Source organism: Xanthomonas indica, from assembly GCF_040529045.1.
Taxonomy (GTDB): domain Bacteria; phylum Pseudomonadota; class Gammaproteobacteria; order Xanthomonadales; family Xanthomonadaceae; genus Xanthomonas_A; species Xanthomonas_A indica.
In genome coordinates this window covers 1295766-1322516 of sequence record NZ_CP131914.1, presented here as the reverse complement: position 1 = coordinate 1322516, position 26751 = coordinate 1295766, and the positions used below count along the sequence as shown (strand labels likewise).

The window sequence follows — 26751 nt, the reverse complement described above, 5'->3', positions numbered from 1 at the left end:
TGTTGACTGTCGCGGCGATATCGCCGCTCTCCCAGCGGCGTACAGTATCAGTCGCCACACCCGCAGGCTCGGCGACCCGCCGCGGACGCGCTCAGTGCGACGGCAACGGGCAACGCATCGCCACCCGCAGGTGCATCGGGAAGCCGAGCGCGGCTTCCTGTTGCCAGGTGGCGCGCAACTGCGGCCCCCATTGCGCAGGCGGCAGCTCGGCGAAGCCTGCGCTGGCGTAGAACGGGGCATTCCACGGCACATCGCGCAAGGTCGTGAGCAGCATGCACGGGAAGCCGGCCTCCATCGCGGCCGCGCGCGCATGCCGCAGCAGCGCACGACCAAGGCCACGGCGGCCTGCATCGGGGTCCACATCCATCTGCTGCACATGAAAGCCGTCGTCCAGCCGCCCGCCGAGCAGATAACCGGCGCAATGACCGTCTTCGTCCAGCGCCACCCACAGCTGCCCGCGTGCAAGCCCGGCGCGCAACGCCTGCGCATCCAGCGTGTGTGCGGCGAACACGGCCTGTGCCGCATGGCCCTGCAACAGGGCGCCGGCGCGCCGCTCGATCTCCAGCAACCGCGCAAGCTCCTGCTCGCGCGCCAAACGAATGCGTCCGGCCATGCCTCAGTCGCGTTTGCCCGGGCGCTTCCAGCCCTCGACCGTTTCCTGGCGCACCCGCGCCACGCTCAACTTGCCGGCCGGCGCGCTGCGGGTGATCACCGAGCCGGCGCCGATGGTCGCGCCCTCCCCGATCTCCAGCGGCGCCACCAGCGCGCTGTTGGAGCCGACGAACACGCCATCGCCGATCGAGGTCTGAGACTTGTTCACGCCGTCGTAGTTGCAGGTGATGACGCCGGCGCCGATGTTGACGCCGCTGCCGATGGTGGCATCGCCCAGGTAGGTCAGGTGATTGGCCTTGCTGCCGACGCCGAGCACCGCCTTCTTGGTCTCGACGAAGTTGCCGATGTGCACGCCGTCGGCCAGCACCGTGCCCGGGCGCAGCCGCGCGAATGGCCCGATCTGCACCGCGCCCTCGGTCACCACGCCTTCCAGGTCGCAATGCGCGCGCACCTCCGTCCCCGGTCCCAGCACCACGTCCTTCAGGCGCACGAACGGGCCGATGCTGACGCCGTCGCCCAGCTCCACCTCGCCTTCCAGGATCACGTTGGCGTCGATGCACACGTCGTGGCCGGCGCGCACCCGGCCGCGCTGGTCCAGGCGGTTCGGGTCGATCAGTTGCACGCCCTGTTCGCACAGCGCACGCGCCGCCCGCAGTTGCCAGGCGCGTTCCAGTTGCACCAGTTGCCAGGGATCGTTTGCGCCCTCGGCCTCGATCGGATCGGCCACCAGCACCATCTCCGCCGGCGTGAACTCGGCGGCGGCGGCGGCGAACACGTCGGTCAGGTAGTACTCGCCCTGCGCATTGTCGTTGCGCAGCTGCGCCAGCCAACGCTTCAGCGCGGTGGACTCGGCGGTGACGATGCCGGTGTTGATGGTGCGGATGCGCCGCTGCTCGTCGTCGGCGTCCTTCTGCTCGACGATCGCCGCGACCTTGCCGGCGGCATCGCGCACGATGCGGCCGTAGCCGGTGGGATCCTCCGGTTCGGCGACCAGCACCGCCAAGCGCCCCGGCGCATGCAGCAGGCGGATCAGGGTCTCGGCGCGGATCAGCGGCACGTCGCCGTACAGCACCAGCACCGTGGCCGCGTCGGGCACGGCCGCCATCGCCTGCTGCACCGCATGGCCGGTGCCCAGCTGTTGCGCCTGCTCGGCCCACAGCAGGTCCGGCTGGTCGGCGAAGGCCGCCAGCACCGCCTCGCCACCGTGGCCATGGACGATGTGGATCGCATCGGGCTGCAGGTGGCGCGCGGTCTCGATCACATGCGCCAGCATCGGCCGGCCGGCGATCGGCTGCAGCACCTTGGGCTTGACCGACTTCATCCGCTTGCCCGCGCCGGCGGCGAGGATCACGACGTGCAGGGGCAGGCTCATGGGGGCGGTTCCGTTGCGGGTGGACGACGAATTCTAGAGCGTGCCGGCCGCGCTTGCCGTCACGACCGCCGCACGCACGACGGGCTGTACATCGGCGCGGCAAGCGCTAGCATGCGCGATCGTCTTCTCCTGCGGATGTTCATGGGTCTCCTGCGCCAGGGCAGCCAGTTCCTGCTGATCGGCCTGCTGCAATTGCTGGTCGACTGGAGCGTGTTCGTCGCCGCCACCGCGGCCGGCATGCCCGCCGTGCCGGGCAACGTGCTGGGCCGCGTCTGCGGCGCCCTGCTCGGGTTCTGGCTCAACGGCCGCATCACCTTCGCCAACGGCGACGATGCGCGCCTGGGCTGGCGCCGCTTCGGCCGCTTCATGGCCATGTGGCTCGTGCTCACCGCGCTCAGCACCTGGCTGGTGGCGTTGTGCGCCCACGCGCTGGGCCTGCGCCTGGCCTGGCTGGCCAAACCGCTGGTCGAAGGCATGCTGGCGGTGGTGTCGTTCTTCCTGGGCCGGCAGCTGGTCTACCGCTAGCGCTGGCGAGCGCGGCAGGCAGAAAGAGGTCTCCGATCGACGCGCTCCTCGCGGACGACTTCGGGGCTTAAAGCCCCTCCCACGATAGGCCCAGCGGATGTCAGAAGCATCCGTGTGGGAGCGACTTCAGGCGCGACAAGCAAAGACCGGGCAAAGGCCGACGTCGAAAGCTGCTGGACTGAACACTCCTCTCGCAGCAGACCAACCAGACACAGCAATGCTCCCATGGGAGCGGCTTCAGGTCGCCTCCCTCCACCTTTTCCGCCAATAACCATTGGTGCACCGTAGGAGCGGCTTTAGCCGCGACAGGGCGTTACAGGTAGAGCGTGTCGCGGCTGAAGCCGCTCCTACGAGCGTGCCTTCTATCGCTACGGGAGCTGCCTTCAGTCGCGACGAACGAAGACCGGGCAATGATCAGCGGCGACGGCTGTCGGGGCTGAAGCCCCTCCCACAACCGGCCCAGCGGACGCCAGGAGTATCCCCCTGTGGGAGCGACTTCGGTCGCGACGCGTGGAGCCCGGCCGTCGGACCCACATCAGGAGCGCGGAGAGCCAAAGCAACTCCGCCGCTCCGACGCAGGCCAGACGTCGCCGGCCAGGCTCTCCGCGACTCAGTGGCAGAAATCGCCCAGGCTGCGCACCAGCGCGGTGCGGTGCAGTTGGTCCAGCTGCCAGCGCAGCGCATAGGCCTCGGCCGCGCGCGCGGTCGTGGCCGGGCAGTCGGGCGCCTGGCGCACCGCAGCACTGGCCTGCAGCGCATCCAGCATCTCACCCTGCAACTGATCCAGGCGCGCACGCAGCGCGGTCAGGTCCGGGCGCGGGCTGTTGGGCGCGCGGCCGCGCAGGTGCCACCGCGACAGCAATTCGTACTGCACCAGCTTGTTGGATTCGATCTGCATGCCGAAGAAGCGCGCCGCATCGTCCGGATCCACGCCGTGGGCCGGCGCCTGCTCGCGCACGCTGGCCAGCACCGCGGCCTCGCGCGTGGCATCCAGCACCGGCTTGCCGCTGTCCCACTTGCTCAGCGCGACCTGGTCGCCGATCGCATTGCGCTCGACGATGCGGTCCAGCAGCGGCTCCAGCGGGGTGGCGCTGCGCGCGGGCAAGGCACATCCCATCAACATGGCGCCGGCGAGCATGGCGGTCAGCGCATGGACGCAGGGACGAGGAACGGAAGCGGACAGGCTCATCTCGATTCTCCGGTAACCGTCTGCGGATGGGGGATGGACCGCAGATCGGGCCGCCATCTTGCCGCAGTCCACGGACCGGACGATGACCACACTCGCGTCTTGTCGCATGGCGGCACTGCCGAGTCAGCGACCAGCAAGCCAGCGCCGTGCGCTGCGTCGCAGTGCGCGGCGGCGGCGGCGCGACGAGGGTCAAAGAATGCGCATAAGCGCAGCGTGTCCACAAAACGCTTGGCCGACAGGTCGCAGAACGAGGGCGAGCCGTCGAACTCCCGGGCGAAAGCGGTCAGCGCGGCACGGCACCATGGCTGAGCGGCTGCATGGAACGCGACGACGCCCGCAAACGCCGATGCGTCCACCGCACTTGTCGAACAATCGCTCTTGCGCGTGCCACTGCCTGCGTGACCTGCGCCAGGCCGCCTGCACGCCATCGGTGCCGGCCGGGGCGAAGCGGATAGGCTTGGTCTACTGAAGGACCCGCCGGCTCGTCTCGAACGCAGCCAATGTGTCGCCGTGGAACGTGAAGTTCAGTTGCAGCGTCACCGGATGGCCAGCCGTGCCGCCCTTGGCGGTCGGATCGACGCCATTGCACTCGGTCACGGGCGGGGTGAGCGAGGAACTGAAACACTCGAGCACGACACCATGGCGCGACGCGAGCGCCTCCACCGCCGTCTTTGCGGTTCCGACCGGGGCTTCTGCACTGGCGGTCTTTTGCCAGAAGTCGTCACGCTCCTGCAGATTGCCGCGACTGAACATGCCATCGAACAGCCCGGTGCTGCGCAGCAGCAGCACGCCGACCAGGACGATAACGAGATAGGCGATCGCCTTGCCCACAGCTGCCCCCTGGTCTACCGGCGCGCGCCGTGTCAGTGCTTGAGGTTCTTGCGCAGGCGCTCCAGCGCCTGCAACTGCGCGGTGACTTCGGCCAGCTTGGCTTGCGCCTCGGCCACGTCCATGCCTTCGCCGCGGTTGGCGAGCAGGCGCTCGGCTTCTTCCTTGGCCTTGCGCACCGACGCCTCGTCGATGTCCTGCGCGCGGATCGCGGTATCGGCCAGGATCGTCACCACCTGCGGCTGCACCTCGAGGATGCCGCCGGAAATGGCGAAATCCAACTGCTCGCCGCTCGGGGTGGTCACCACCACCTTGCCGGGCTTGAGCCGGGTGATCAACGGCGCGTGCTTCGGGGCAATGCCCAACTCGCCCAGTTCGCCGGTCGCGACCACCAGGGTGGCGTCGCCGTGGTAGATCTCATGCTCGGCGCTGACGATGTCGCAACGGATGGTGCTCATGGTTACCTCGCTGGCGCGAGGCGGGATTGGGGATTGGGGATTGGGGATTGGGCAAAGCAGTCGCGCCGCCTTGTCCTCACTCCCACTCCCTTGTCCTCGATGCCGCCTTGCGAATCCCTAATCCCGAATGCCGAATCCCGGCTCTTACGCCTTCTCGGCCATCTTCTTGGCCTTCTCGACCGCTTCCTCGATGCCGCCGACCATGTAGAAGGCCTGCTCCGGCAGGTGGTCGTATTCGCCGTCGACGATGGCCTTGAAGCCGCGGATGGTGTCCTTCAGCGACACGTACTTGCCCGGCGAGCCGGTGAACACTTCGGCCACGTGGAACGGCTGGCTGAAGAAGCGCTCGATCTTGCGCGCGCGCGACACGGCCTGCTTGTCCTCTTCGGACAGTTCGTCCATGCCCAGGATCGCGATGATGTCCTTCAGTTCCTTGTACTTCTGCAAGGTGGACTGCACGCGGCGGGCGGTGTCGTAGTGCTCGTGGCCGATCACGTTCGGGTCCAGCTGGCGGCTGGTCGAGTCGAGCGGGTCCACCGCCGGGTAGATACCCAACGAGGCGATGTTACGCGACAGCACGACGGTGGCGTCGAGGTGGGCGAAGGTGGTCGCCGGCGACGGGTCGGTCAGGTCGTCCGCGGGCACGTACACGGCCTGGATCGAGGTGATCGAGCCGGACTTGGTCGAGGTGATGCGCTCCTGCAGCACGCCCATTTCCTCGGCCAGGGTCGGCTGGTAGCCCACCGCCGACGGCATGCGGCCCAGCAGCGCCGACACTTCGGTGCCGGCCAGGGTGTAGCGGTAGATGTTGTCGACGAACAGCAGCACGTCCTTGCCCTTGCCCGAGGCGTCCTTCTCGTCGCGGAAGTACTCGGCCATGGTCAGGCCGGTCAGCGCGACGCGCAGGCGGTTGCCCGGCGGCTCGTTCATCTGGCCGTACACCATCGCCACCTTGTCCAGGACGTTGGAGTCCTTCATCTCGTGGTAGAAGTCGTTGCCCTCGCGGGTACGCTCGCCCACGCCGGCGAACACGGACAGACCCGAGTGCGCCTTGGCGATGTTGTTGATCAGTTCCATCATGTTGACGGTCTTGCCGACGCCAGCGCCGCCGAACAGGCCGACCTTGCCGCCCTTGGCGAACGGGCACATCAGGTCGATGACCTTGATGCCGGTCTCCAGCAGCTCGGTGGCCGAGGACTGGTCTTCGTAGGTCGGCGCCGCGCGGTGGATTTCCCAATGGTCGGTGGCCTGCACGTCGCCGGCCTCGTCGATCGGGCGGCCCAGCACGTCCATGATGCGGCCCAGCGTGCCGGCGCCGACCGGCACCGAGATCGCACGGCCGGTGTTGGTGGCGACCAGGTTGCGCTTGAGGCCGTCGGTGGAGCCGAGGGCGATCGTGCGCACGACGCCGTCGCCCAACTGCTGCTGCACTTCCAGCGTGATGGCGGTGCCGTCGACCTTCAGTGCGTCGTACACCTTCGGCACATCGGCACGCGCGAATTCGACGTCGACGACCGCGCCGATGATCTGAACGATCTTGCCCTGACTCATTTGGATAACTCCACTAATGTCTGTTCGAAACTGGTGTCGGGAATGGGGAACGGGGAATCGGGAATGGGAAGATCGAGCGATGTTGCGACCATTCCCGTTTCTCCATTCCCTATTCCCGGCTACACAGCGGCCGCGCCGCCGACGATTTCGGAAATTTCCTGGGTGATCGCGGCCTGGCGCGCCTTGTTGTAGACCAACTGCAAGGTGCTGATCAGCTTGCTGGCGTTGTCGCTGGCCGCCTTCATCGCGACCATGCGCGCCGCATGCTCGGAGGCCACGTTCTCCAGTACCGCCTGGTACACCAGCGACTCGATGTAGCGCGTCATCACGTGCTCGAGCACGCTCGCGGCATCGGGTTCGTACAGGTAGTCCCAGTCGTGGTGCGCGACCTGGCTCTCGGCCGCCGGCAGCGGCAGCAGCTGGTCGAAGCTGGCCTTCTGCGTCATCGTGTTGACGAAGCGGTTGTAGACCAGATACACGCGGTCCAGCTTGCCTTCGGTGAACGCATCCAGCATCACCTTGATCACGCCGATCAACTGCTCCACGCGCGGCTGGTCGCCCAGGTGGCTGACGCTGCCGACCATGTCCACCTTGAGCCGGCGGAAGAACACCGAGGCCTTCTGGCCGATGGTGACCACGTCCACGCCCGCGCCCTGGTCCTGCCACTGGCGCACTTCGCCCAGCATCTTGCGGAACAGGTTGTTGTTCAGGCCGCCGGCCAAGCCGCGATCGGAGGAGATCACGATGTAGCCGACGCGCTTGACCGACTCGCGCTGCACCAGGAACGGATGGGTGTAGTCGGTGCTGGCCTGCGCCAGATGCCCGATCACCTGCTTCATCGCCTGCGCGTACGGACGCGAGGTCTTCATCCGATCCTGCGCCTTGCGGATCTTGGAGGCCGAGACCATCTCGAGCGCGCGCGTCACCTTGCGGGTGTTCTGCACGCTCTTGATCTTGGATTTGATTTCGCGTCCGCCTGCCATGCTCTCGCTCGCTTTGCTCGCTTCGTGGGAATGGGGAATGGAGAATCGGAAATGGGCAAGCCCGGATCCCGCTCCTACGATTCCCTATTCTCTATTCCCGATTCCCTGCAACTGATTTACCAGCTACCCGTGGTCTTGAACTCGCCGATGCCCTTCTTGAACGCGGCCTCGATGTCGCCGTTCCAGTCGCCGGTGTCGTTGACCTTGGCGATCAGCTCGCCCTGGGTGTTGGCGAAGTGGGCGTGCAGGCCCTCTTCGAACGCCAGCAGCTTGTTGACCGGCACGTCGTCGAGGTAGCCCTCGTTGACCGCGTAGATCGACAGCGCCTGGTTGGCGATGGACATCGGCATGTACTGCTTCTGCTTCATCAGCTCGGTGACGCGCTGACCGCGCTCGAGCTGCTTGCGGGTGGCTTCGTCCAGGTCCGAGGCGAACTGCGCGAACGCCGCCAGCTCACGGTACTGAGCCAGCGAGATGCGGATGCCGCCGGAGAGCTTCTTGATGATCTTGGTCTGCGCGGCGCCGCCGACGCGCGACACCGAGATACCGGCGTTCACCGCCGGGCGGATGCCGGCGTTGAACAGGTCGGTTTCCAGGAAGATCTGGCCGTCGGTGATCGAGATCACGTTGGTCGGCACAAACGCGGAGACGTCGCCGGCCTGGGTCTCGATGATCGGCAGCGCGGTCAGCGAACCGGTCTTGCCCTTGACCTCGCCCTTGGTGAACTGCTCCACGTACTCCTCGGACACGCGCGCAGCGCGCTCCAGCAGGCGGCTGTGCAGGTAGAACACGTCGCCCGGGTAGGCTTCGCGGCCCGGCGGGCGCTTCAGCAGCAGCGAGATCTGGCGGTAGGCCACGGCCTGCTTGGACAGATCGTCGTACACGATCAGCGCGTCTTCGCCGCGGTCCATGAAGTACTCGCCCATGGTGCAGCCGGCGTAGGCGCTGATGTACTGCATCGCCGCCGATTCGGAGGCGGTCGCGGCGACCACGATGGTGTGCGCCAGCGCGCCGTTCTCTTCCAGCTTGCGCACGATGTTGGCGACGGTCGAGGCCTTCTGCCCGATCGCCACGTACACGCACTTGATGCCGGTGTTCTTCTGGTTGATCACCGCGTCGATGGCCAGCGCGGTCTTGCCGGTCTGGCGGTCGCCGATGACCAGCTCGCGCTGGCCGCGGCCGATCGGGATCATCGCGTCGACCGACTTGTAGCCGGTCTGCACCGGCTGGTCGACCGACTTGCGCCAGATCACGCCCGGCGCCACGCGCTCCACCGGCGCGGTCTGGCTGGTGCCCAGCGGGCCCTTGCCGTCGATCGGCTCGCCCAGCGCGTTGACCACGCGGCCCAGCAGTTCCTTGCCGACCGGCACTTCCAGGATGCGGCCGGTGGTCTTGGCCACGTCGCCTTCGCGCAGGTTCTCGTAGTCGCCGAGCACCACGGCGCCGACCGAGTCGCGCTCCAGGTTCAGCGCCAGGGCGTAGGTGTCGTTCGGCAGTTCGATCATTTCGCCCTGCATCACGTCGGCCAGGCCGAAGATGCGCACGATGCCGTCGGACACGCTGGTGACCGTACCTTCGTTGCGCGACTCCGCGGCCAGCTTGACCTGCTCGATGCGGTTCTTGATCAGTTCGCTGATTTCGGAGGGGTTGAGCGTGGTTGCCATCTTGGTTTCCTTCGGATCGTCCATCGCGCAAGGGCGGATGGCGACGTGTGGTTAGCTTCTTTGAGAATCGGGAATGGGGAATCGGGAATCGCGGGTGGCGTCGCCGCCGGGCCGGGTTCTCTCCTCTCTATTCGCCATTCCCGTTTCTTAGTGGGCCAATGCGGACTGCAGACGCGAGAGCTTGCCTTTCAACGAACCGTCGATGACCACGTCGCCGGCGTCGATCACCGCGCCGCCGATCAGCGAAGCGTCCACCGCCGTGGTGATCTCGACCTCGCGGCCGAAGCGCTGCTTCAGCGCCACCTTCAGCGAGGCCACCTCGGCATCGCTCAGCGCCGTCGCGGAGGTCACGTTGGCCTGCACCACGCGCTCGGCCTCGGCCCGCAGCTGGTCGTACAGACCGGCGATCTCCGGCAGCAGCGGCAGCCGCTGGCCTTCGGCCAGCAGGCTCAGGAAGCGCTGGTACTGCTCGTCGGCCGCTTCCGGCGCCAGCAGCGACACCGCCTGCTCGCGCTGCAGCAGCGGGTTGTGCAGCAACGCGGCCACGCGCGGGTCGGCCGCGACCTGGGCGGAGAACGCCAGCGCCTGCGACCAGGGCGCGAGCTTGCCGGCGTCGCTGGCCGCGGCGAACGCGGCGCGAGCGTAAGGACGCGCCAGTGTGAGGGCCTGGCTCATCTCAGATCTCCGCCGCCAGCTCGTCGAGCAGCGCCTTGTGGGCGTTGGCGTCGATTTCGCGCTTGAGCAGCTTCTCGGCGCCGCTCACCGCCAGCAGCGACACCTGGCGACGCAGGTCCTCGCGCGCGCGGTTTGCCGCGGCGTCGATCTCGGCCTGGGCCAGTTCCTTCTGCCGGTTGGCTTCGACGATCGCCTCGTGCTTGGCCGCCTCGACGATCTGGTTGGCGCGCGCATGCGCCTGGTCGATGATCTCGTTGGCCTTGATGCGGGCGTCCTTCAACGCTTCGTTGACCTTTTCCTGCGCCTGCGCCAGATCCTTCTGGCTGCGATCGGCAGCGGCCAGGCCTTCGGCGATCTTCTGTTGGCGCTCTTCGATGGCCTGCATCAGCGGCGGCCAGATCTTGGTCGCGACGATCCAGATCAGACCGGCGAACGCCAGCGCCTGGGCAAAGAGGGTGAGACCGATATTCATGGGGTACGCTCAGCCAATGGTGACGGGGTGGACGCGCCGCCAGCACGGCGACGCGTCCGAACCTTCATCCGTAGCGGCGGCCGCCTGCGGCGACCGCACGCCGGTACGACGGGATCAACCGCCCTGCGGCAGACGCGCGACGAACTCGCCGATCATCGGGTTGGCGAACGCGAACAGCAGGCCGACCGCGACGCTGATGATGAACGCGGCGTCGATCAGGCCGGCGGTGATGAACATGCGGACCTGCAGCACCGGGATCAGTTCCGGCTGGCGCGCGGCCGATTCCAGGAACTTGCCGGCCATGATGGCCAGACCGAGGCCGGCGCCCAGCGCGGCCAGGCCGATCATGATGCCGACGGCGAGGACGGTGGAGCTCTGGACTTGGGCGAGGTTGGTCAGGACGGCGAAGTACATGGTTTTCTCCAGGAACAAAGTTGCTTGAGGATGGTGAATCGAACGAAGGGTTGCTTAGAACGCGTGAAACAGAAACGTCAGTGGCTGTCTTCCGCCAGGCTCAGGTACACGATGGACAGCATCATGAAAATGAACGCCTGCAGCGGAATCACCAGCAGGTGGAACAGCATCCAGCCGAAGCCGAACGCGCCGCCGGCCAGCGCACCGAGGATGCCGGCACCGCCCAGCACCCAGATCAGCAGGAACACGATCTCGCCGCCGAACATGTTGCCGAACAGTCGCATCGCCAGCGACACCGGCTTGCTCAGCCATTCGACGATATTGAGGATCAGGTTGAACGGCAGCATCCACTTGCCGAACGGCGCGGTGAGGAATTCCTTGGTCATCCCGCCCACGCCCTTGGAGCGCAGCGAGAAGAACAGCATCAGGAAGAACACGCTGATCGACATGCCGAGGGTGGCATTGACGTCGGCGGTGGGCACCGGCTTCCAGTAGTGCACGCCGGCCCAGCTCAGCGGGATCGCGAGGAAGTCCGCCGGGATCATCTTGATGAGGTTCATCAACAGGATCCAGAAGAACAGGGTGATCGCGATCGGGGTCACCAGCTTGCTGGTGCCGTGGTAAGTGTCCTTGGCCTGGCGGTCGACGAACTCCAGCATGATTTCCACGAACGCCTGCCACTTGCCGGGCACGCCGGCGGTGGCCTTGCGCGTGGCCAGCCAGAAGCCGAACACCATCAGCAGGCCCATCAGCAGCGACATCACCAGGGTGTCGACGTGCAATTGCCAGAACCCGCCTTCCTGCACCTGGAAGGTGAGGTTGTGCAGATGGTGCTGGATGTAGGAGGTAGGGGTTTCTGCCTCGCCCGCCATGAGTCCTGAGCCTTTTCTTGATTCGATCAACGCCTGGCCAGAGCCAGAACCTGGAACATCAGCCCGACGGCGATACCCGCCAACAGGGCCAGAGGAGGCAACCGCCACCAGGCAAAGCCCAGCGCCAGCACCGCGAACACCAACACCCACTTCAGCACCATGGCCACGATCAACCGCGCCAGCGCCGAGCCTGCCGCCTGCACGCCGCCATTGAGCGCGGTGCGTGCGGCCAGCCATCCCCCTGCCACGGTCGCCAGCCCGGTTGCGGCGGCGCCCATCGCGTATTTCGGTCCCAGCAGCAGGAACAGCAGGGACACCACGGCCACCGCCACCAGCGGGTAAATCGCTGCGCGCAGCATCAGCCGCCGACCCGCATCAACGGAGTTCAGCACAGAAAATCCTGCAATTGGTGGTGGATTGAGGACGTCTTCGCGTCCGTCGAGCCGCGGAATTATAGCAATGGGACAATTTGCGAGACAACCGCCAAGGGTCCTGACGGCGTCCGCAGGCCCGTCCGCTCGTAGACGATAGCACGGCGGCCGTCCGCCACCGGCACCGAATGCGGCGTCGCAGCACGTCTTTGCGGGGGAACTTTCTGTCCACTGCCCTGTCTGATCGGACAGGGACTGCGCCCATCCTCGTCGGCCCACAGCGCAGACCCGCCGAGCCCCGGTCCTTGCCGGGGCTCTTTTGTTGCGCGTTCTGGGACGCGTGTGCCGGGTCGAGCCACCATACTTTCACGAATGGTGGACGCAGATTTAAGGATAGTGACGCCACGCGCTGGCATTGCCATCGACGCCCTATCCAAAAAATCCCAAGACGACGGAGCTTGTCCCCCATGAAACACCTGCTTGCCCTGGCGCTGCCGTGCGCGCTCGCCGCCGCTTATGCCCTGCCCGCCCACGCCGAAGACGGCGATGACCGCTTCACCCTGCGTGTGGGCGCGATGAACGTCGACAACGAGAACACCCTGCGCGGCAATGCCGTGATCAACGGCAATGCCATTTCCGGCTCGCAGGACTTCAACTTCGGCGGCAAGGAATGGGAGCCGCGCGTGGACGGCGTGTTCCGCCTCAGCACCCGCCAGCGCCTGATCTTCGACTACTTCAAGTTCGACAAGGACCGCCGCGAGGAACTGGGCGAGGACGTCAGCCTGGGCGGCGTGACCGTGCCGTCGGGCAGCTTCGTCAAGGGCGAACTGAAGTACCAGGTGGCGAGCCTGGTGTACGACTACTCGGTGATCGACAACCCGCAGTTCAGCATGGGCCTGCAGATCGGTGCCGAGTGGGCCAAGGTGGAATCCAATGCCTACGCCGACCTGGGTCCGGTCTACACCGGCACCTTCCTGGACGAGAGCGAAGACGGCGCCGCGCCGGTGGTCGGCCTGCGCTTCACCGCACACCCGAGCGAGCACTGGCTGTTCAACATCCAGGGCCAGTACCTCAACACCAAGTGGGGCGATTTCGGCGACTACGACGGCGACCTGAGCCGCGCCAACGCCATCGTCGAGTACCGCTTCACCCGCAACTTCGGCATCTTCGCCGGCTACGACTGGTTCAAGCTGGACGTGGACCGCAAGCGCGACAACGCCAGCGTCGGCCTGAAGCAGGAGTTCAAGGGCCCGGTCGCGGGCGTGACCTTCGCGTTCTGATCGACGATCCACGCGCGCTACAAGCGAAAGGCCCGCCATGTGCGGGCCTTTTGCGTTCCTGCTGGCGTGCCATGTTGCCGACGCAGCGGACTCAGGGCGGCTTGGTCGCACCGGCCACCAGCAGGTGCCGGTGCGTCGTGCAGTAGCACTCGTCGTGCCAGCCGTAGTGCGGGTCGGTGCAGATCGCATGCTGCAGCGACGCCGGCAGCGACGCCACGTCGCTGCGCAAGTCGCGCTTCAGCGACACGAAGACCGAGCCGGGATGCGGCCAGTCGGTCCGCCGCGGCGGCTCGGCGATGCGGTTGCCGGCGGCGAGTTCGCGCTGCAGCAGCGCCTGCAGTTCCGGACATAGCGTGCCCTGCCCCACCTCGACCTCCCTGCGTCGGTCCACCATGGCCGCGACCGCACCGCGCGCGGCGGCGCGGTCGCTCAGGACATCACTTCTTCTTGGGGATGTAGAGATCGGTGATGGTGCCGTCGTAGACCTCGGCGCTCATGCCGACCGACTCGCTCAGGGTCGGATGCGCGTGGATGGTGTGGCCGATGTCCTCGGCCTCGGCGCCCATCTCGATCGCCAGGCCGATCTCGGCCAGCAGGTCGCCGGCGTGCACGCCGACGATCGCGCCGCCGATGATGCGGTGCGTCTCCTCGTCGAAGATCAGCTTGGTGAAGCCCTCGGTGCGGCCGATGCCGATGGCGCGGCCACTGGCCGCCCACGGGAACTTGGCCACGCCGACCTTCAGCCCCTTGGCCTTGGCCTCGGTTTCGGTGACGCCGACCCAGGCGATCTCCGGGTTGGTGTAGGCCACCGACGGGATCACTCGCGCCACCCATTCCTTCTTCTCGCCGGCAGCCACTTCCGCGGCCAGCTTGCCCTCGTGGGTGGCCTTGTGCGCCAGCATCGGGTTACCGACGATGTCGCCGATGGCGAAGATGTGCGGCACGTTGGTGCGCATCTGCCGGTCGACCGGAATGAAGCCGCGCTCGGTGACGTTGATGCCGGCCTTGTCGGCGCCGATCTTCTTGCCGTTGGGCGCGCGGCCCACCGCGACCAGCACGCGGTCGTAGGTGGTGGCGGCCAGCGCCGGGGTCTCGCCCGCGGTGGCGGCCTCGAAGGTCACGGTGATGCCCTTCTTGTCGGCCTTGACCTCGGCCGCCTTGGTCTTGAGATGGACCTCCACGCCCTGCTTCTTCAAGCGGTCGGCCAGCGGCTTGACCAGGTCCTTGTCGGCGCCCGGCATCAACTGGTCCATGAACTCGACCACGGTGACCTTGCTGCCCAGCGCGCTGTACACGGTGGCCATTTCCAGGCCGATGATGCCGCCGCCGACCACCAGCAGGGTCTTGGGGATCTCCTGCAGTTCCAGCGCGTCGGTGGAGTCCATCACCCGCTTGTCGTCCCACGGGAAGTTCGGCAGCTTCACCGCCTGCGACCCGGCGGCGACGATGCAGTGCTCGAAGCGCAGCAGCTGGGTCGTGCCGTCGGCACCGACGATTTCCAACTCGTTCGGCGACACGAACGACGCCACACCGGTGACGGTGCGCACCTTGCGCTGCTTGGCCATGCTGGCCAGGCCGCCGGTGAGCTTGCCGACCACCTTCTCCTTGTACTCGCGCAGCTTGTCCAGGGTGATCTTGGGCTTGCCGAAGTCCACGCCGAAGTCGCCGGCATGGGCGACCTCGTCGATCACCGCGGCCGCGTGCAGCAGCGCTTTGGAGGGAATGCAGCCGACGTTGAGGCAGACGCCGCCGAGGCTGGCGTAGCGCTCGATCAGCACCGTATCCAGGCCCAGGTCGGCGGCGCGGAACGCGGCGGTGTAGCCGCCGGGGCCCGCACCGAGCACCACCATCTTGCATTCGATGTCGGCGGGCTTGCCGCTGGCAAGGGCCGGCTTGGGCGCCGGCGGCTCGGCCGGCGCGCGGTGCGACGGCGCCACCGGCGGCTTGCTGGCCGGCACCTCGGCCGGGGCCGCGGCAGGCGCGCCTGCGGCGGCGCCATCGGCGGTCTCCAGCAGCGCGATCACCGCACCCTCGGACAGGGTGTCGCCGAGCTTGACCTTCAGTTCCTTGATCACGCCGGCGGCCGCGGACGGCACTTCCAGCGTGGCCTTGTCCGACTCCAGCGTCACCAGGCCCTGATCCTTCTTCACCGTGTCGCCGACGGCGACCAGCACCTCGATGACCGGAACGTCGCTGTAGTCGCCGATATCCGGGACCTTGACCTCAATGACCGCCATGCAGCTTCTCCTGTGACCCCTCGCCGCGGCGAGAGGCATTTGCAGTTCGTCGGCGCGACCGCGCAAACAGGCGGCGCGCGCAGGTGGGGGAAAACCGGCGCCGCGACGGACGCGGCGCCGTGACGACAGGGCTTACAGCAGCACGCGGCGCATGTCCGCCAGCACCTGGCTCAGGTAGGTGGTGAAACGCGCCGCGGCGGCGCCGTCGATGACCCGGTGGTCGTAGCTCAGCGACAGCGGCAGGAGCAGCTTCGGGGCGAATTCCTTGCCGTTCCAGACCGGCTGGATCGAGGACTTGGATACGCCCAGGATCGCCACTTCCGGCGCATTGACGATCGGGGTGAAGGCGGTGCCGCCGATGCCGCCGAGCGAGCTGATCGAGAAGCAGCCGCCGCTCATGTCGGCCGGGCCGAGCTTGCCGTCGCGCGCCTTCTTGGCCAGTTCGCCGCTCTCGCGCGCCAGTTCGACCACGCCCTTCTTGTCCACGTCGCGGATCACTGGCACGACCAGCCCGTTCGGGGTGTCGGCGGCGAAGCCGATGTGGAAGTACTTCTTCAGGGTCAGGTTCTCGCCGCTGGCGTCGAGCGAGGCGTTGAACTCGGGGAACTGCTTCAGCGCCGCGGCACTGGCCTTGAGCAGGAAGGCGAGCATGGTCAGCTTAATGCCGGCCTTCTCGTTCTCCTTGTTCAGCGCCACGCGCAGGGCTTCCAGGTCGGTGATGTCGGCCTGCTCGAACTGGGTGACGTGCGGGATCATCGCCCAGTTGCGCGCCAGGTTGGCGCCGGAGATCTTCTTGATCCGCGACAGCGGCTTGACCTCGACCTCGCCGAACTTGGCGAAGTCCACCTTCGGCCACGGCAGCAGGTTCAGGCCGTTGCCGCCCGCGGCAGGCGCGGCCCCGGTAGCGGCCGGCGCGGCGCCGGACAGCGCCGCCTTGACGTAGCGCTGCACGTCATCCTTGGTGATGCGGCCGCCCTGCTCCGAGCCGTTGACCTGGAACAGGTCCACGCCGAGTTCGCGGGCGAACACGCGCACCGCCGGGCTGGCGTAGGGCACCTTCTGCGGCAGCACGCTGTCGGCGTCGAACGCCACCGGCGGGCTGCTCTGGGTGGCGGACGGCGCGGCCGCCTTGGCCGTCGCCGTGGCCTGGACCTGGGCGATCTCGCGCTGGGCCAGCTTGTCCGGCGCCGACGAGGCCGGCACCGGCTCCACGCCGCCGCCGGTCTCGGCGCTGGGCTGGACCGCGGATGCGGACGGCGCGTCGGCATCGCTGCCGGCCACTTCGATCAGCGCCACCACCTTGCCCTCGGACAGGCTGTCGCCGACCTTGACCTTGAGTTCCTTGACCACGCCGGCCACCGACGAGGGCACTTCCATCGTCGCCTTGTCCGACTCCAGGGTGACCAGGCCCTGGTCCTTCTTGACCGTGTCGCCGACCGCGACCAGCACCTCGATCACCGGCACGTCGCTGTAGTCGCCGATGTCCGGCACCCGCGCCTCGACCACGCCGGCGGGCGCGGCAGCGGCCGGGGCCGGCTTGACCGCATTCTGCGCGGGCGCGGCGGCCGGGGCGGCGGCCTGCTGGGCCGGCGCGGGGGTGGCCTTGGCGGCCGCAGGCGCGGCGGGTGCGGCGCCGGCACCGCCCTCGGCCACTTCGATCAGCGCCACCACCTTGCCTTCGGACAGGCTGTCGCCGACCTTGACCTTGATCTCCTTGACCACGCCGGCGAACGGCGACGGCACTTCCATCGTCGCCTTGTCCGATTCCAGGGTGACCAGGCTCTGGTCCTTCTTCACCGTGTCGCCGACGGCCACCAGCACTTCGATTACCGGGACGTCGCTGTAGTCACCGATATCGGGGACAAGTGCTTCCTTGATTTCGGCCATGCGGGCAACTCCGGCAACTAATGAGGGGGAAACCCCTATTGTGGCGGCCCGCAGCCGCAGCGCCAACCTTTGCCGGGCAAAAAAGCCCGATCGCCTGTACCCGGCGCCGCTGCCGGCGGACAGTACGCCGGCGCATGTTGCGCACCAGCGCCGGCGCGCCGCCTTCACGGCACCGCCGCTAGGCTCACCGCAGATTTCCGGAGGGCAGGCATGCGGATCCTGGTGTTGTTGATGGCGTTGGCGATGCCGCTGGTCGCCTGGTTCGGGCAACGTGGCGCATTCGGCCCCACCAATGGCGCCATTTCCGACCGCTACCCGACCCTGATCGTCGCCGCCGGCTACGCCTTCGCAATCTGGGGCGTGATCTTCCTGCTCGACCTGGCCTTCGGCCTGTGGCAATGCAGCGCGCGGCGCCGCCGCGGCAGCGCGCTGGCGCAGGTGCGGGCACCGGCGGCGCTGGGCTTCGCGCTGACCGCGGCGTGGATGCCGGTGTTCTCCCAGCAGCACTTCCTGGTGGCGCTGGCGGTGATCTGGACCGCGCTGGCGGCGATGCTGCTGGCCGCGCTGCGGCTGTCGCGCGATCCGGCGGCCGAACCCGGCCAGACCCTGTGGGCCTGGCTGCCGCTGTCGCTGCACGCCGGCTGGCTGTCGCTGGCCGCATTCTTGAACACCGCACAGGTGATCGTGGCCTACCGCTGGCTGCCGACCGAGCGGATGCTGCCGTGGAGCCTGGTGTTGTTCGCGCTGGCGGCGGCGCTGCTGCTGGCCATGAACCGGGCGATGCGCGGCAATCTCGCCTATGCGGCGGCGGCGCTGTGGGCGCTGGCGGCGGTCTACGTCAAGCAGGCCGAGAGCACGCTGGCCGGTGCGCAGACCGCGGCGTGGGTGGCCTTGCTGCTCGCCGCCGTGCTGGCGCTGCAGACGCTGTGGCTGCGCCTGCGCGTGCGACGCTGATCCATCGGCGCAACGTCAGCGCAGTGCCAATCACCTGTTGTTGCCACACAGCGCGCCGTCTCGCGTAGGAGCGGCTTCAGCCGCGACAGCGCGTTGTCGAGACAGCGCCTCGTCGCGGCTGAAGCCGCCCCTACACAGGTGCCGCCTGTGGGGGCGCCATTAAATCACCGACCATCGGCGCGCAGCCATTGCTGCAGCGGTGACCACGCCTGCAGCAGGCGCGGCCAGGCGAAGGCGGCATTGGCCGGGCTGCTGGATGGCAGCGACAACAGCACCAGCGGCGGATCGCGCAGCGGCAACTGCGGCTGCACGAAGCGCGCGAACGCCTGCGCCGCCGCCGCGCCGTTGCAGGCGATGGCGCGCAGCTGCGGCAACTGCGCGATGCGTTCGGGCAAGGCGTTGGGCACTTCGCTGCCGCGCACGATCGCCGCGTCCAGGCTGCCGCGGCGCCGGCACTGGCCGATCACGTCCCACAGGCCCACGCCGGCCGCATGCAGCGCCTGCACCCGCGCTGCAGCGTCCAGCGCCGGATCGAAGTCGCACAACGCCGCCATCAGTGGCCAGAACCGGTTGCGCGGATGCGCGTAGTAGCGCGCCTGCTGCAACGACGCCACGCCGGGCATGGAGCCGAGCACCAGCACCCGGCAATCGTCGCGTATCTGCGCGGGCAGGCCCTGCAACAGCGGCTGCGTCGTCACATCGCGCGCATCAGGATGAACGGCCAAAAGTCTTAAAACCTCGTTATTTCAAGCCTCAGGCGCGGGTGCCTGAACGTCGCCTGCATTCGTCCGGCGAGGGTCGGCGACGATTCATCTTCTCATCGATACGGTGTGCGCGCCCACTCCCGTGGCCCCACAAGAAAAAGATGAGGAGATACCCCATGCGGTCCATTCAGATCCTGAGCCTGGCTGTCGTGTCCGCCCTTGCGTTTGCGCCCGCCGCATTCGCACAGGATGCCGATACCGCTTCCGGCAAGCACTTCTCCGTCGTCGGCAGCGCGACCCTGCTCGACCCGCATTCCAAGCCGGCCGCCGGCCTCGACGTCGATGGCGGCCCGGCGCCGACCATCAGCGCCAGCTGGCTGATCGACGACAACTGGGCGGTCGAACTGTGGGGCGCTGCCGACAAGTTCAACCACCGCGTCAAGGCCGATGGCATCGGCAAGGTCGGCACCGTCGAGCAGCAGCCGATCGCGCTGAGCGGCCAGTACCACTTCGGCCAGGCGGACAACGTGTTCCGTCCGTTCGTCGGCGTCGGTTACTACGAGTCCAACTTCAGCAACGAGAAGCTCGCCGGCCTTAACGCCGACCAGCACGTCAGCCTGGACACCGCCAAGGGCGCCATCGGCACCGTCGGCGTGGACATGAACATCAACTCCACCTGGTTCGCCCGTGCCGATGCGCGCTACATGCACTCGCGTCCGGAGCTGAAGGTGGCCGGCGAAGGCACCGGCGAAGACCTGAAGCTGGATCCGTGGCTGTTCAGCTTCGGCGTCGGCGCGCGCTTCTAAGCGTTCCGTCTTCAGTCGTAATGCAAACGGGCCCGCAAGGGCCCGTTTGTTTTTGTGCATGCGCTGGATCAAACGCGCGCCAGCGGAAACGGCATGGCGTGTGCCCGCAGGCGCGGCCGCTTTCAGCGCGGCGAGCGATCGAAACCGCGGTAGCGGGTGTAGCGGCGCAGGCGACGCCGCAACAGCCAAGCGTAGGCGCAGGCATAGCCGAGCAACAAGGCCGCGGCCGCCAGCAGGCTCGCATGACTCATCCAGCCCTCGGCCGGCCACGTGGCGCCATCGACCAGGCTACGCCAGCCCTGCCACACCCCGGCACCGATGCGGATCGCCACCAACGCGGTCATGCCCAGCACCAACCACAGGTTCGGCGTGTAATGCAGGCCGTGCGGCAGCGGTTCGAAGCGGGTGGCGACGCTGCCGAGCGCCCCCAGCAGCACGCCGATGCCCCAGCCCGCCAACGCGTACGTGGCAGCGTCCGGCCACCAGTGCCCGGCGATCAGCGCGAACACCAGCAACATCACGCTGGACAGCAGCGCCGACCACAGTTGCACCGCGACCAGCCAGCCGCGCGCCTGGCGCCGTGCCGTGCCCATGCGGAATCGCTGCAGCAGCGACAGCGGCAACAGCACCGCGGTCACCGCCAGGGCGATCACGATCGCCAGCGGAATGGCCAGCAGCAACGGCATGCGCGTGGGCCGATCAGAACGCCGGCAGTACCGCGCCCTGGTACTTGCGCTGGATGAAGGCCTTCACTTCCGGGCTGGTCAGCGCCTTGGCCAGCTTCTGCACGCGCGGATCGTCCTTGTTGTCGGGACGCGCGACCAGGAAGTTCACGTAGGGCGAATCCTTGCTCTCGATCGCCAGTGCGTCGCGGGTCGGATTGAGCCCGGCGTCGAGCGCGTAGTTGGTGTTGATCAGCGCCAGGTCGACCTGGTCCAGCACCCGCGGCAGCATCGCCGAATCCAGCTCGCGGAACTTCAGCTGCTTGGGATTGGCGACGATGTCGCGCTGCGTGGACAGCGCGTTGCTCGGATCCTTGAGTTTGATGACGCCGGCCTTGTCCAGCAGGATCAGCGCGCGGCTGTTGTTGCTGGGATCGTTGGGGATCACCACGTCGGCGCCCTGCGGCAGCGCGTCCAGCGACGTGTACCGGCGCGAATAGGCGCCGAACGGCTCGATGTGCACGCCGACCACGGTGACCAGGTTGCTCTTGCGGTCGCGGTTGTAGGCCTGCAGGTAGGGCTCGGTCTGGAAGTAGTTCACGTCGATCTGCTTCTGCACCACCTGGTCGTTGGGCTGCACGTAGTCGTTGAACACGCGCACGTCCAGGGTCACGCCCTGCTGCTCCAGCATCGGCTTGACCACCTCCAGGATCTCGGCGTGCGGCACCGCGGTGGCGGCGACGCTGAGGTGGTCGCTGGCGGCACCGGCATCGGGCTTGCCGCAGCCGCCGAGGACGAGCACGGCGCTGGCGAGCAGGAGGCGGAACGGGAATCGGGTCATGGCAGGTATCCGGGAAACGTGGGGAAGGAGAAGGGCAGCGGCCAGGTCTGTCAGCACGCTAGCAGACCTGGCCTCGCACTGCGGCGAAAGGCCGGGGAGTGCGTCCTGGCGCAGGCGCGGCGCTCGTCCCGGCGTGTGCGATCCGGCACCGCGCCCGCTCTGGCGCCAGCGGTCGCGGCTGATCCCGCCGCGGGGACACGCGCCGCTCCTACGCCGGCGCGCGGGACATCAGCGCCGGCTGTAATGCGCGACCAGGCGATCGCCGAGCATCTGCAGCGCCTGCACCAGCAACAGCAGGATCACCACCGTCACCAGGGCCACGTCGGCATGCGAGCGCTGGTAGCCGTCGCGGTAGGCCAGGTCGCCGAGGCCGCCGGAGCCGATCGCGCCGCCCATGGCGGTGAAGCCGATCAGGGCGATGGTGGTCACCGTGGCGCCGGCGATCAGCCCAGGCCGCGCTTCCGGCAGCAGTACCCGCGTCACCAGTTGCCAGGTCGTCGCACCCATCGCCATGCTGGCCTCGACCACGCCGCGGTCCACTTCGCGCAGCGCGGTCTCCACGAGCCGCGCGTAGAACGGCGCCGCGCCCACCACCAGCGGCAGGATCGCGCCGCGCACGCCCAGCGAGGTGCCCATCGCCCACAGGGTCAGCGGGATCATCGCGATCATCAAAATGATGAAGGGCACCGAGCGCAGCACGTTGATCACCAGCGCCAGGCTGCCGTACAGCAGCGGCTTCTGATGCGTCTGGCGCGGGCCGGTGAGGAACAGCAGCACGCCCAGCGGCAGGCCGATCAGCAGGGTCAGCGGCAGCGAGCCGCCGAGCATCAGCAGCGTATCGACGGTGGCGCGGCCGATCTCGCTCCACTTGCCGGCATCGAGATTGCGGAAGAAGCCGGTGGCGGCGGTGGCGAACGGACTCATCGGCGCAACTCCTGCACGTGCACGCCGGCAGCGACGAACTCGGCCTGCGCCGCATCCATGTCGCCCCCGACCAAGGCCACGGTGAGCTGGCCGTAGGGGGTGTCCTTGATCCGGTCGATGCGCCCGGACAGGATGTTGTAGTCCACCGCGGTGGCGCGGGCGACGCGCCCGAGCAGCGGTGCGTAGGTGTCGGTGCCGAGGAAGGTCAGCCGCAGGATGCGCCCGTCCACCGCGGTGAAATCGCGGTACAGCTCGGCCTCGTCGACGTGTTCGGCCTCGGAGACGAAGCGCTTGGTGGTCGCATGCTGCGGATGCAGGAACACCTCGGTGACCGGCCCGCTCTCGACCAGGTGCCCGGCATCGAGCACCGCCACGCGGTCGCAGACCCGGCGGATCACTTCCATCTCGTGGGTGATCAGCACGATGGTCAGGCCCAGCTCGCGGTTGATCTGCGCCAGCAGCGCCAGCACTGAGGCGGTGGTCTGCGGATCCAGCGCGCTGGTGGCCTCGTCGCACAGCAGGATCCGCGGCCGCGTGGCCAGGGCGCGGGCGATGCCGACGCGCTGCTTCTGCCCGCCCGACAGCTGCGCCGGGTACTTGCCGGCATGCGCGGCCAGCCCGACCCGCTCCAGCAGCTCGGCCACCCGCGCGTCGATCTCGGCGCGCGGCGTACCGGCCAGTTCCAGCGGGAAGGCGACGTTGCCGGCGACCGTGCGCGAGGACAGCAGGTTGAAGTGCTGGAAGATCATGCCCACCCGCTGGCGCAGGGTCCGCAGCCCGGCGCGGTCCAGCGCGGTGACGTCCTCGCCGTCGATGATCAGGCGCCCGCCGCTGGGCTCCTCGAGCCGGTTGATCAGCCGGATCAGGGTCGACTTGCCGGCGCCGGAATGGCCGATGATGCCGAACACCTCGCCGGCCTCGATGCGCAGGTCGAGCGGATGCAGCGCCACGACCGGATGGCCGGCGACGGAATAGGACTTGTGCAGGCGCTCGAACTGGATCAACGCGCGGGACCGGCAGCGACGGGGGGCGCAAAGCCTAGCAGGCCAAGGTGGCGTGCGTTATTCCATTCGATTCTAACGTAGGCGCGCATTGCGGTTGGCTAGGGTCGCGCCTGCGGCGGCGGATGCGCCGCCGCGCGGATCCGCTCCCGGTGCAGCAGGTACAGGCCGCTGGCGACGATGATCGCCCCGCCCACCCAGGTCCAGGCATCGGGCAGCTTGCGCCACAGCAGCCAGTCCCAGGGGATCACCCACAGCAGGCCGCTGTATTCCAGCGGCGCGACCAGCGAGGCGTCGCCGCGGCGGAACGCCTGGGTCAGCGCCACCTGGCCCAGCGCCCCGGCCAGGCCCATGCCGGCGATCCAGCCGGCGTCGGCCGCGCGCAGCGGGGTCCAGTCTGGGAGCGCCAGGGCGCCGGCGCCCAGCGCCATCAGCAGCAGGAACCACACCACCAGCGACTGCGGCGTGTCGGTGCGCGCCAGCAGGCTGACCAGCACTGAGGCCACCGCGTACGCGACGGCCGCCAGCAGCACCATCAACCCCGGCAGCGAGACGAACCCGTCCATGCCGGGGCGCAGCACCACCAGCACGCCGACCAGGCCGACGCCGATCGCCGCCCAGCGCCGCGGCCCCACGTATTCGCCCAGCAGCGGCACCGACAGCGCGGCCACCAGCAGCGGCGCGACGAAGTAGATGGTGTAGGCGGTGGACAGCGGCAGGCTGCGCAAGGCCCAGGCGAAGCAGCCGATCATGGCGATGCCGAGCACGCCGCGCAGCAGATGCAATCCCCAGCGCACCGGCCAGATAGCGCGCGGCCCGGCGCTGGCCAGCACCCACACCAGCACGAACGGCAGCGAGGCGCCGCCGCGCAGCGCCGCGACCTGCAGCGCCGGATAGTGCGCGCTGAGCTGCTTCATCGACGCATCCATCAGCGAAAAGAACGCGACCGCGGCGATCATCCATGCGGCGGCGACGGCATTGGAACGGGAGTTGGGCATCGGCGCATTATCGCCGCGATCGGCGATGTGCGTGGTACCGGGCTCATCGCGTCGGGACTGAAGTCCCTCCCACATGGCCCCAGCCGGCGCACCGGCCGATGCCGCTTCTTGTGGGAGCGACTTCAGTCGCGACGCGCGGCGCCCACCAACGCATGCCATTGCGCAACGCGCCGGAACCGACATCCACCCCACCCTGCACGTGCCAGCCCCTGCGACACCTGCGCTGCCACTTCCCACCTGCCGCGCCCCACTCCTCGCCCGCACGTCTTACGATAGGCATCTTTGCCGAGGACCCACCCATGCCTTCCTTCGATATCGTGTCCGAAGTCGACAAGCACGAACTGACCAATGCCGTCGACCAGGCCAACCGCGAGCTGTCGACGCGCTTCGACTTCAAGGGCGTGGAAGCCAAGTTCGAACTGGACGACCAGGTCATCACGCAGTCGGCGCCCAGCGACTTCCAGGTCAAGCAGATGACCGACATCCTGCGCGCGCGCCTGCTGGCCCGCGGCATCGACGTGCGCTGCCTGGAGTTCGGCGACGTGGAGACCAACCTGGCCGGCGCCCGGCAGAAGATCACCGTCAAGCAAGGCATCGAGCAGAAGCTGAGCAAGAAGATCGTGGCCACGCTCAAGGAGGCCAAGCTCAAGGTGGAAGCGCAGATCAACGGCGACAAGCTGCGGGTCAGCGGCAAGAAGCGCGACGACCTGCAGGACGCGATCGCGCTGCTGAAGAAGAGCGATTTCGAGCTGCCGCTGCAGTTCGACAACTTCCGCGACTGAAGCCGGCCGAGCAGACGCTTCGCGCACCACGCCTTTGCCAGGGTGCAAGACGACCACCGCATGCCGACGGGTCGTCTTGTACGCGACCGCACGATGTCGTGGCCGGGATGCGTGGATGCACGCAATTGCGCCTCGCCCAACGACCTGGTGCAGTACCTGCTCGCCTCGCCTTCGACAGCGTTGCAGAAGAACGGCCTGCACTCCATGCAGCGACCTGCGCATGCCATCCGGCCAGCGCAGGTGCGGGCATCCCGGCATGGCGACCGGAACGCTTCCTGACCGTTGCGCCGCTTGCGAGATGGACGTCCGGGGCGTCGCAACAGGGCGGCACAAGCCAGCCGCACCACCGTCTCCACGCCGCGTGCGGCCGATGCCACCCGCCGCAGTCCCTGTCTAACCGCCCGCGGTGACGCCCGCGACCAGCATCCGCCGCCCCTGCGCGACCTCGGCCTCCAGGTCATGCGTCCAGATCCAGTCGAAGCGCTGCGCCAGGGTCTGTGCCAGCCGCGCGTCATCGGCACCGGCCTGCGGATCGCGCAGTTCGTACAGTTCGCCAGCCTCGCGCGAGGTGCGCTGCACGCGGCAGGCGCGCGGCAGGCGCAGGCGCTCGTAGACCTGCAGCAGGCCCGGCAGATCGCCGCGCGTCAGGCCGGGCGTGGCCAGCAGTTGCGCCAGGAAATAGGCATCTTCCAGCCCCTGCCCGGCGCCAGCGCCCTGGTGCGGCAGCATGGCGTGCGCGGCATCGCCGATCAGCGCCAGCCGCCCGTGCACGTAGCCGAGCAGCTCGGCCAGATCGTGCAGCGCCCAGTGGGTGGGCGTGTCGATGCACTCCAGCAGGGTGCGCGCCGCTTCGCCCCAGTGCGCGAACGCCTCCAGCATCTCGCGGCGGCTGGCTTCGCGTACCCAGGCCTGGCCGGCACGCCATTGCGGCGCCGGGTCGCTGCGGTCGGAGACGAAGGCCACCACGTTGATCAGCCGGCCCTGCTTCACCGGGAAGGTGAGGATGTGCGCGTCCAGGCCCAGCAGCATCTGCGGCACGTCGACCAGGTGCGCGTCCACGCCACGCGCGGCGAAAGCGGCACGCAAGCGCGCGGCGTCGATCAGGCCGCGATAGGCGCAGGTGCCGGTGAAGCGCGGCGCCGCCGGCGCGTGGCCGAGCGCGTGCAGCACCTCGCCGCGCAAGGCCGACTTGATGCCGTCGGCGGCGATCAGCACGTCGCCTTCGTACTGGCTGCCGTCGGCGAAACGCACGCGCGCCGCATCGGCGTCCTGCTCCACGGCAACCGCGCGCTTGCCGAAGCGGGCCAGCCCGAACGGCAGACGCGTGGCCAGCGCATCGAGGAAATCGGCGCGGTGCACCGACGACTGGCCAACCCCGGGCGCCAGGGTTTGCCCCAACAGCCGCGCGTCCTCGCCGCGGCGCCATTCGAACCACACGTCCTGCCATGGTGCGGGGGTGCGGTCGGCGAGGTCGGCATAAGGCTCGCCCATGCCCAGCCCGGCCAGCGCGCGCACCGCGTTGGGGCCGAACGAGACGCCGGCACCGATCTCGCCGAAGGCCGGCGCCGATTCGAACAACTGCACGTCGAGATGGCGGTGACGGCACAGGCCCAGGGCCAGGCCGACGCCGGCGATGCCACCGCCGACGATGCCGATGCGCAGGGGGGATGCAGGAGTCATCTGGCGTTC

Annotated in this window: 28 protein-coding genes; 5 read left to right on the top strand and 23 right to left on the bottom strand. The window is 68.2% G+C overall.

The features are described from left to right. Nucleotides 1-91: 91 nt before the first annotated feature. A complete protein-coding gene (locus Q7W82_RS05700) occupies nucleotides 92-613 on the bottom strand; it encodes a GNAT family N-acetyltransferase (RefSeq protein ID WP_242159677.1) in 522 nt (173 codons plus the stop codon). A gap of 3 nt (nucleotides 614-616) precedes the next feature. Then, the gene (gene glmU / locus Q7W82_RS05695; protein ID WP_242159676.1) at nucleotides 617-1984 is read right to left on the bottom strand and encodes a bifunctional UDP-N-acetylglucosamine diphosphorylase/glucosamine-1-phosphate N-acetyltransferase GlmU; all 1368 of its coding nucleotides are present in this window, start codon (nucleotides 1982-1984) and stop codon (nucleotides 617-619) included. A gap of 141 nt (nucleotides 1985-2125) precedes the next feature. On the opposite strand from glmU, the gene Q7W82_RS05690 reads away from it, so the two are divergent. Continuing rightward, nucleotides 2126-2509 (top strand): GtrA family protein, encoded by a 384-nt coding sequence (locus Q7W82_RS05690; RefSeq protein WP_242159675.1) that lies wholly within the window; start codon nucleotides 2126-2128, stop codon nucleotides 2507-2509. A 610-nt stretch (nucleotides 2510-3119) separates the two neighbouring features. On the opposite strand, the gene Q7W82_RS05685 is transcribed toward Q7W82_RS05690, so the two are convergent. From Q7W82_RS05685 to Q7W82_RS05635, 11 genes are all read right to left on the bottom strand, one after another. Further along, nucleotides 3120-3698: a chorismate mutase gene (locus tag Q7W82_RS05685; protein ID WP_242159674.1), complete on the bottom strand. Its 579-nt coding sequence runs from the start codon at nucleotides 3696-3698 to the stop codon at nucleotides 3120-3122. Nucleotides 3699-4160: 462 nt separating this feature from the next. Then, complete coding sequence (locus tag Q7W82_RS05680) at nucleotides 4161-4529, bottom strand: hypothetical protein (RefSeq protein WP_242159673.1); 369 nt, start codon at nucleotides 4527-4529, stop codon at nucleotides 4161-4163. 32 nt (nucleotides 4530-4561) lie between these two features. Beyond that, nucleotides 4562-4984, bottom strand: a complete 423-nt coding sequence (locus Q7W82_RS05675) for a F0F1 ATP synthase subunit epsilon (protein WP_019796279.1) — start codon at nucleotides 4982-4984, stop codon at nucleotides 4562-4564. A 144-nt stretch (nucleotides 4985-5128) separates the two neighbouring features. Next, nucleotides 5129-6535, bottom strand: a complete 1407-nt coding sequence (gene atpD / locus Q7W82_RS05670) for a F0F1 ATP synthase subunit beta (RefSeq protein WP_017910295.1) — start codon at nucleotides 6533-6535, stop codon at nucleotides 5129-5131. A 119-nt stretch (nucleotides 6536-6654) separates the two neighbouring features. Then, nucleotides 6655-7518 (bottom strand): F0F1 ATP synthase subunit gamma, encoded by an 864-nt coding sequence (gene atpG / locus Q7W82_RS05665; protein WP_160946285.1) that lies wholly within the window; start codon nucleotides 7516-7518, stop codon nucleotides 6655-6657. Nucleotides 7519-7634: 116 nt separating this feature from the next. Then, complete coding sequence (gene atpA, locus Q7W82_RS05660; protein WP_026143773.1) at nucleotides 7635-9182, bottom strand: F0F1 ATP synthase subunit alpha; 1548 nt, start codon at nucleotides 9180-9182, stop codon at nucleotides 7635-7637. 147 nt (nucleotides 9183-9329) lie between these two features. Beyond that, nucleotides 9330-9857, bottom strand: coding sequence for a F0F1 ATP synthase subunit delta (locus Q7W82_RS05655; RefSeq protein ID WP_017910292.1), 528 nt, complete (start codon nucleotides 9855-9857; stop codon nucleotides 9330-9332). A gap of 1 nt (nucleotide 9858) precedes the next feature. Continuing rightward, nucleotides 9859-10329 (bottom strand): F0F1 ATP synthase subunit B, encoded by a 471-nt coding sequence (locus Q7W82_RS05650; protein ID WP_017910291.1) that lies wholly within the window; start codon nucleotides 10327-10329, stop codon nucleotides 9859-9861. Between the two features lie 114 nt (nucleotides 10330-10443). Next, nucleotides 10444-10743 (bottom strand): F0F1 ATP synthase subunit C, encoded by a 300-nt coding sequence (gene atpE, locus Q7W82_RS05645; RefSeq protein WP_010340497.1) that lies wholly within the window; start codon nucleotides 10741-10743, stop codon nucleotides 10444-10446. Nucleotides 10744-10820: 77 nt separating this feature from the next. Continuing rightward, on the bottom strand, nucleotides 10821-11615 hold the full coding sequence (gene atpB, locus Q7W82_RS05640) for a F0F1 ATP synthase subunit A (RefSeq protein ID WP_242159672.1): 795 nt from the start codon (nucleotides 11613-11615) through the stop codon (nucleotides 10821-10823). 26 nt (nucleotides 11616-11641) lie between these two features. Beyond that, nucleotides 11642-12007: an ATP synthase subunit I gene (locus tag Q7W82_RS05635; RefSeq protein WP_026143249.1), complete on the bottom strand. Its 366-nt coding sequence runs from the start codon at nucleotides 12005-12007 to the stop codon at nucleotides 11642-11644. A gap of 446 nt (nucleotides 12008-12453) precedes the next feature. On the opposite strand from Q7W82_RS05635, the gene Q7W82_RS05630 reads away from it, so the two are divergent. After that, entirely contained in the window at nucleotides 12454-13266 is an 813-nt protein-coding gene (locus Q7W82_RS05630) for a hypothetical protein (RefSeq protein ID WP_242159671.1), read from the top strand. Between the two features lie 91 nt (nucleotides 13267-13357). Here Q7W82_RS05630 and Q7W82_RS05625 read toward each other — a convergent pair whose 3' ends face one another. The 3 genes from Q7W82_RS05625 to aceF all read right to left on the bottom strand — a co-directional run bounded on the left by Q7W82_RS05625 (nucleotide 13358) and on the right by aceF (nucleotide 17390). Further along, nucleotides 13358-13660, bottom strand: a complete 303-nt coding sequence (locus tag Q7W82_RS05625; RefSeq protein WP_242159670.1) for a hypothetical protein — start codon at nucleotides 13658-13660, stop codon at nucleotides 13358-13360. Nucleotides 13661-13703: 43 nt separating this feature from the next. Further along, the gene (lpdA, locus tag Q7W82_RS05620; protein WP_242159669.1) at nucleotides 13704-15503 is read right to left on the bottom strand and encodes a dihydrolipoyl dehydrogenase; all 1800 of its coding nucleotides are present in this window, start codon (nucleotides 15501-15503) and stop codon (nucleotides 13704-13706) included. Between the two features lie 132 nt (nucleotides 15504-15635). After that, nucleotides 15636-17390 carry a dihydrolipoyllysine-residue acetyltransferase gene (aceF, locus tag Q7W82_RS05615; RefSeq protein ID WP_242159668.1) on the bottom strand — a complete coding sequence of 585 codons (1755 nt, stop codon included), beginning with the start codon at nucleotides 17388-17390 and terminating at the stop codon, nucleotides 15636-15638. Nucleotides 17391-17600: 210 nt separating this feature from the next. Between aceF and Q7W82_RS05610 the strand changes: the two genes are divergently transcribed. After that, nucleotides 17601-18344 carry a hypothetical protein gene (locus Q7W82_RS05610; protein WP_242159667.1) on the top strand — a complete coding sequence of 248 codons (744 nt, stop codon included), beginning with the start codon at nucleotides 17601-17603 and terminating at the stop codon, nucleotides 18342-18344. Between the two features lie 164 nt (nucleotides 18345-18508). On the opposite strand, the gene Q7W82_RS05605 is transcribed toward Q7W82_RS05610, so the two are convergent. Further along, entirely contained in the window at nucleotides 18509-18967 is a 459-nt protein-coding gene (locus Q7W82_RS05605) for a DNA-deoxyinosine glycosylase (RefSeq protein ID WP_242159753.1), read from the bottom strand. A gap of 257 nt (nucleotides 18968-19224) precedes the next feature. Between Q7W82_RS05605 and Q7W82_RS05600 the strand changes: the two genes are divergently transcribed. After that, a complete protein-coding gene (locus Q7W82_RS05600) occupies nucleotides 19225-19854 on the top strand; it encodes an OmpW family outer membrane protein (protein ID WP_242159666.1) in 630 nt (209 codons plus the stop codon). Between the two features lie 122 nt (nucleotides 19855-19976). Here Q7W82_RS05600 and Q7W82_RS05595 read toward each other — a convergent pair whose 3' ends face one another. The 5 genes from Q7W82_RS05595 to Q7W82_RS05575 all read right to left on the bottom strand — a co-directional run bounded on the left by Q7W82_RS05595 (nucleotide 19977) and on the right by Q7W82_RS05575 (nucleotide 24280). After that, on the bottom strand, nucleotides 19977-20540 hold the full coding sequence (locus Q7W82_RS05595; protein WP_242159665.1) for a DUF1453 domain-containing protein: 564 nt from the start codon (nucleotides 20538-20540) through the stop codon (nucleotides 19977-19979). 13 nt (nucleotides 20541-20553) lie between these two features. Then, nucleotides 20554-21357, bottom strand: coding sequence for a MetQ/NlpA family ABC transporter substrate-binding protein (locus Q7W82_RS05590; RefSeq protein WP_242159664.1), 804 nt, complete (start codon nucleotides 21355-21357; stop codon nucleotides 20554-20556). Between the two features lie 228 nt (nucleotides 21358-21585). Continuing rightward, nucleotides 21586-22281, bottom strand: coding sequence for a methionine ABC transporter permease (locus tag Q7W82_RS05585; protein ID WP_242159663.1), 696 nt, complete (start codon nucleotides 22279-22281; stop codon nucleotides 21586-21588). Further along, entirely contained in the window at nucleotides 22278-23285 is a 1008-nt protein-coding gene (locus Q7W82_RS05580; RefSeq protein WP_242159662.1) for a methionine ABC transporter ATP-binding protein, read from the bottom strand. The genes Q7W82_RS05585 and Q7W82_RS05580 overlap by 4 nt, the downstream gene beginning before the upstream one ends. A gap of 98 nt (nucleotides 23286-23383) precedes the next feature. Further along, nucleotides 23384-24280, bottom strand: coding sequence for a DMT family transporter (locus tag Q7W82_RS05575; RefSeq protein WP_242159661.1), 897 nt, complete (start codon nucleotides 24278-24280; stop codon nucleotides 23384-23386). 299 nt (nucleotides 24281-24579) lie between these two features. On the opposite strand from Q7W82_RS05575, the gene Q7W82_RS05570 reads away from it, so the two are divergent. Continuing rightward, entirely contained in the window at nucleotides 24580-25062 is a 483-nt protein-coding gene (locus Q7W82_RS05570; protein WP_242159660.1) for a YajQ family cyclic di-GMP-binding protein, read from the top strand. Nucleotides 25063-25455: 393 nt separating this feature from the next. Here the strand turns inward: Q7W82_RS05570 and salA are convergent, their stop codons facing one another. Beyond that, on the bottom strand, nucleotides 25456-26742 hold the full coding sequence (gene salA, locus Q7W82_RS05565; protein ID WP_242159659.1) for a salicylate 1-monooxygenase: 1287 nt from the start codon (nucleotides 26740-26742) through the stop codon (nucleotides 25456-25458). Nucleotides 26743-26751 lie beyond the last annotated feature (9 nt).

Coding starts and splice junctions, on each gene's coding strand:
- Q7W82_RS05700 (WP_242159677.1), bottom strand. CDS start 613: ATGGCCGGACGCATTCGTTTGGCGCGCGAGCAGGAGCTTGCGCGGTTG.
- glmU (WP_242159676.1), bottom strand. CDS start 1,984: ATGAGCCTGCCCCTGCACGTCGTGATCCTCGCCGCCGGCGCGGGCAAG.
- Q7W82_RS05690 (WP_242159675.1), top strand. CDS start 2,126: ATGGGTCTCCTGCGCCAGGGCAGCCAGTTCCTGCTGATCGGCCTGCTG.
- Q7W82_RS05685 (WP_242159674.1), bottom strand. CDS start 3,698: ATGAGCCTGTCCGCTTCCGTTCCTCGTCCCTGCGTCCATGCGCTGACC.
- Q7W82_RS05675 (WP_019796279.1), bottom strand. CDS start 4,984: ATGAGCACCATCCGTTGCGACATCGTCAGCGCCGAGCATGAGATCTAC.
- atpD (WP_017910295.1), bottom strand. CDS start 6,535: ATGAGTCAGGGCAAGATCGTTCAGATCATCGGCGCGGTCGTCGACGTC.
- atpG (WP_160946285.1), bottom strand. CDS start 7,518: ATGGCAGGCGGACGCGAAATCAAATCCAAGATCAAGAGCGTGCAGAAC.
- atpA (WP_026143773.1), bottom strand. CDS start 9,182: ATGGCAACCACGCTCAACCCCTCCGAAATCAGCGAACTGATCAAGAAC.
- Q7W82_RS05655 (WP_017910292.1), bottom strand. CDS start 9,857: ATGAGCCAGGCCCTCACACTGGCGCGTCCTTACGCTCGCGCCGCGTTC.
- Q7W82_RS05650 (WP_017910291.1), bottom strand. CDS start 10,329: ATGAATATCGGTCTCACCCTCTTTGCCCAGGCGCTGGCGTTCGCCGGT.
- atpE (WP_010340497.1), bottom strand. CDS start 10,743: ATGTACTTCGCCGTCCTGACCAACCTCGCCCAAGTCCAGAGCTCCACC.
- atpB (WP_242159672.1), bottom strand. CDS start 11,615: ATGGCGGGCGAGGCAGAAACCCCTACCTCCTACATCCAGCACCATCTG.
- Q7W82_RS05630 (WP_242159671.1), top strand. CDS start 12,454: ATGAAACACCTGCTTGCCCTGGCGCTGCCGTGCGCGCTCGCCGCCGCT.
- Q7W82_RS05625 (WP_242159670.1), bottom strand. CDS start 13,660: ATGGTGGACCGACGCAGGGAGGTCGAGGTGGGGCAGGGCACGCTATGT.
- lpdA (WP_242159669.1), bottom strand. CDS start 15,503: ATGGCGGTCATTGAGGTCAAGGTCCCGGATATCGGCGACTACAGCGAC.
- aceF (WP_242159668.1), bottom strand. CDS start 17,390: ATGGCCGAAATCAAGGAAGCACTTGTCCCCGATATCGGTGACTACAGC.
- Q7W82_RS05610 (WP_242159667.1), top strand. CDS start 17,601: ATGCGGATCCTGGTGTTGTTGATGGCGTTGGCGATGCCGCTGGTCGCC.
- Q7W82_RS05605 (WP_242159753.1), bottom strand. CDS start 18,967: ATGCCCGGCGTGGCGTCGTTGCAGCAGGCGCGCTACTACGCGCATCCG.
- Q7W82_RS05600 (WP_242159666.1), top strand. CDS start 19,225: ATGCGGTCCATTCAGATCCTGAGCCTGGCTGTCGTGTCCGCCCTTGCG.
- Q7W82_RS05595 (WP_242159665.1), bottom strand. CDS start 20,540: ATGCCGTTGCTGCTGGCCATTCCGCTGGCGATCGTGATCGCCCTGGCG.
- Q7W82_RS05590 (WP_242159664.1), bottom strand. CDS start 21,357: ATGACCCGATTCCCGTTCCGCCTCCTGCTCGCCAGCGCCGTGCTCGTC.
- Q7W82_RS05585 (WP_242159663.1), bottom strand. CDS start 22,281: ATGAGTCCGTTCGCCACCGCCGCCACCGGCTTCTTCCGCAATCTCGAT.
- Q7W82_RS05575 (WP_242159661.1), bottom strand. CDS start 24,280: ATGCCCAACTCCCGTTCCAATGCCGTCGCCGCCGCATGGATGATCGCC.
- Q7W82_RS05570 (WP_242159660.1), top strand. CDS start 24,580: ATGCCTTCCTTCGATATCGTGTCCGAAGTCGACAAGCACGAACTGACC.
- salA (WP_242159659.1), bottom strand. CDS start 26,742: ATGACTCCTGCATCCCCCCTGCGCATCGGCATCGTCGGCGGTGGCATC.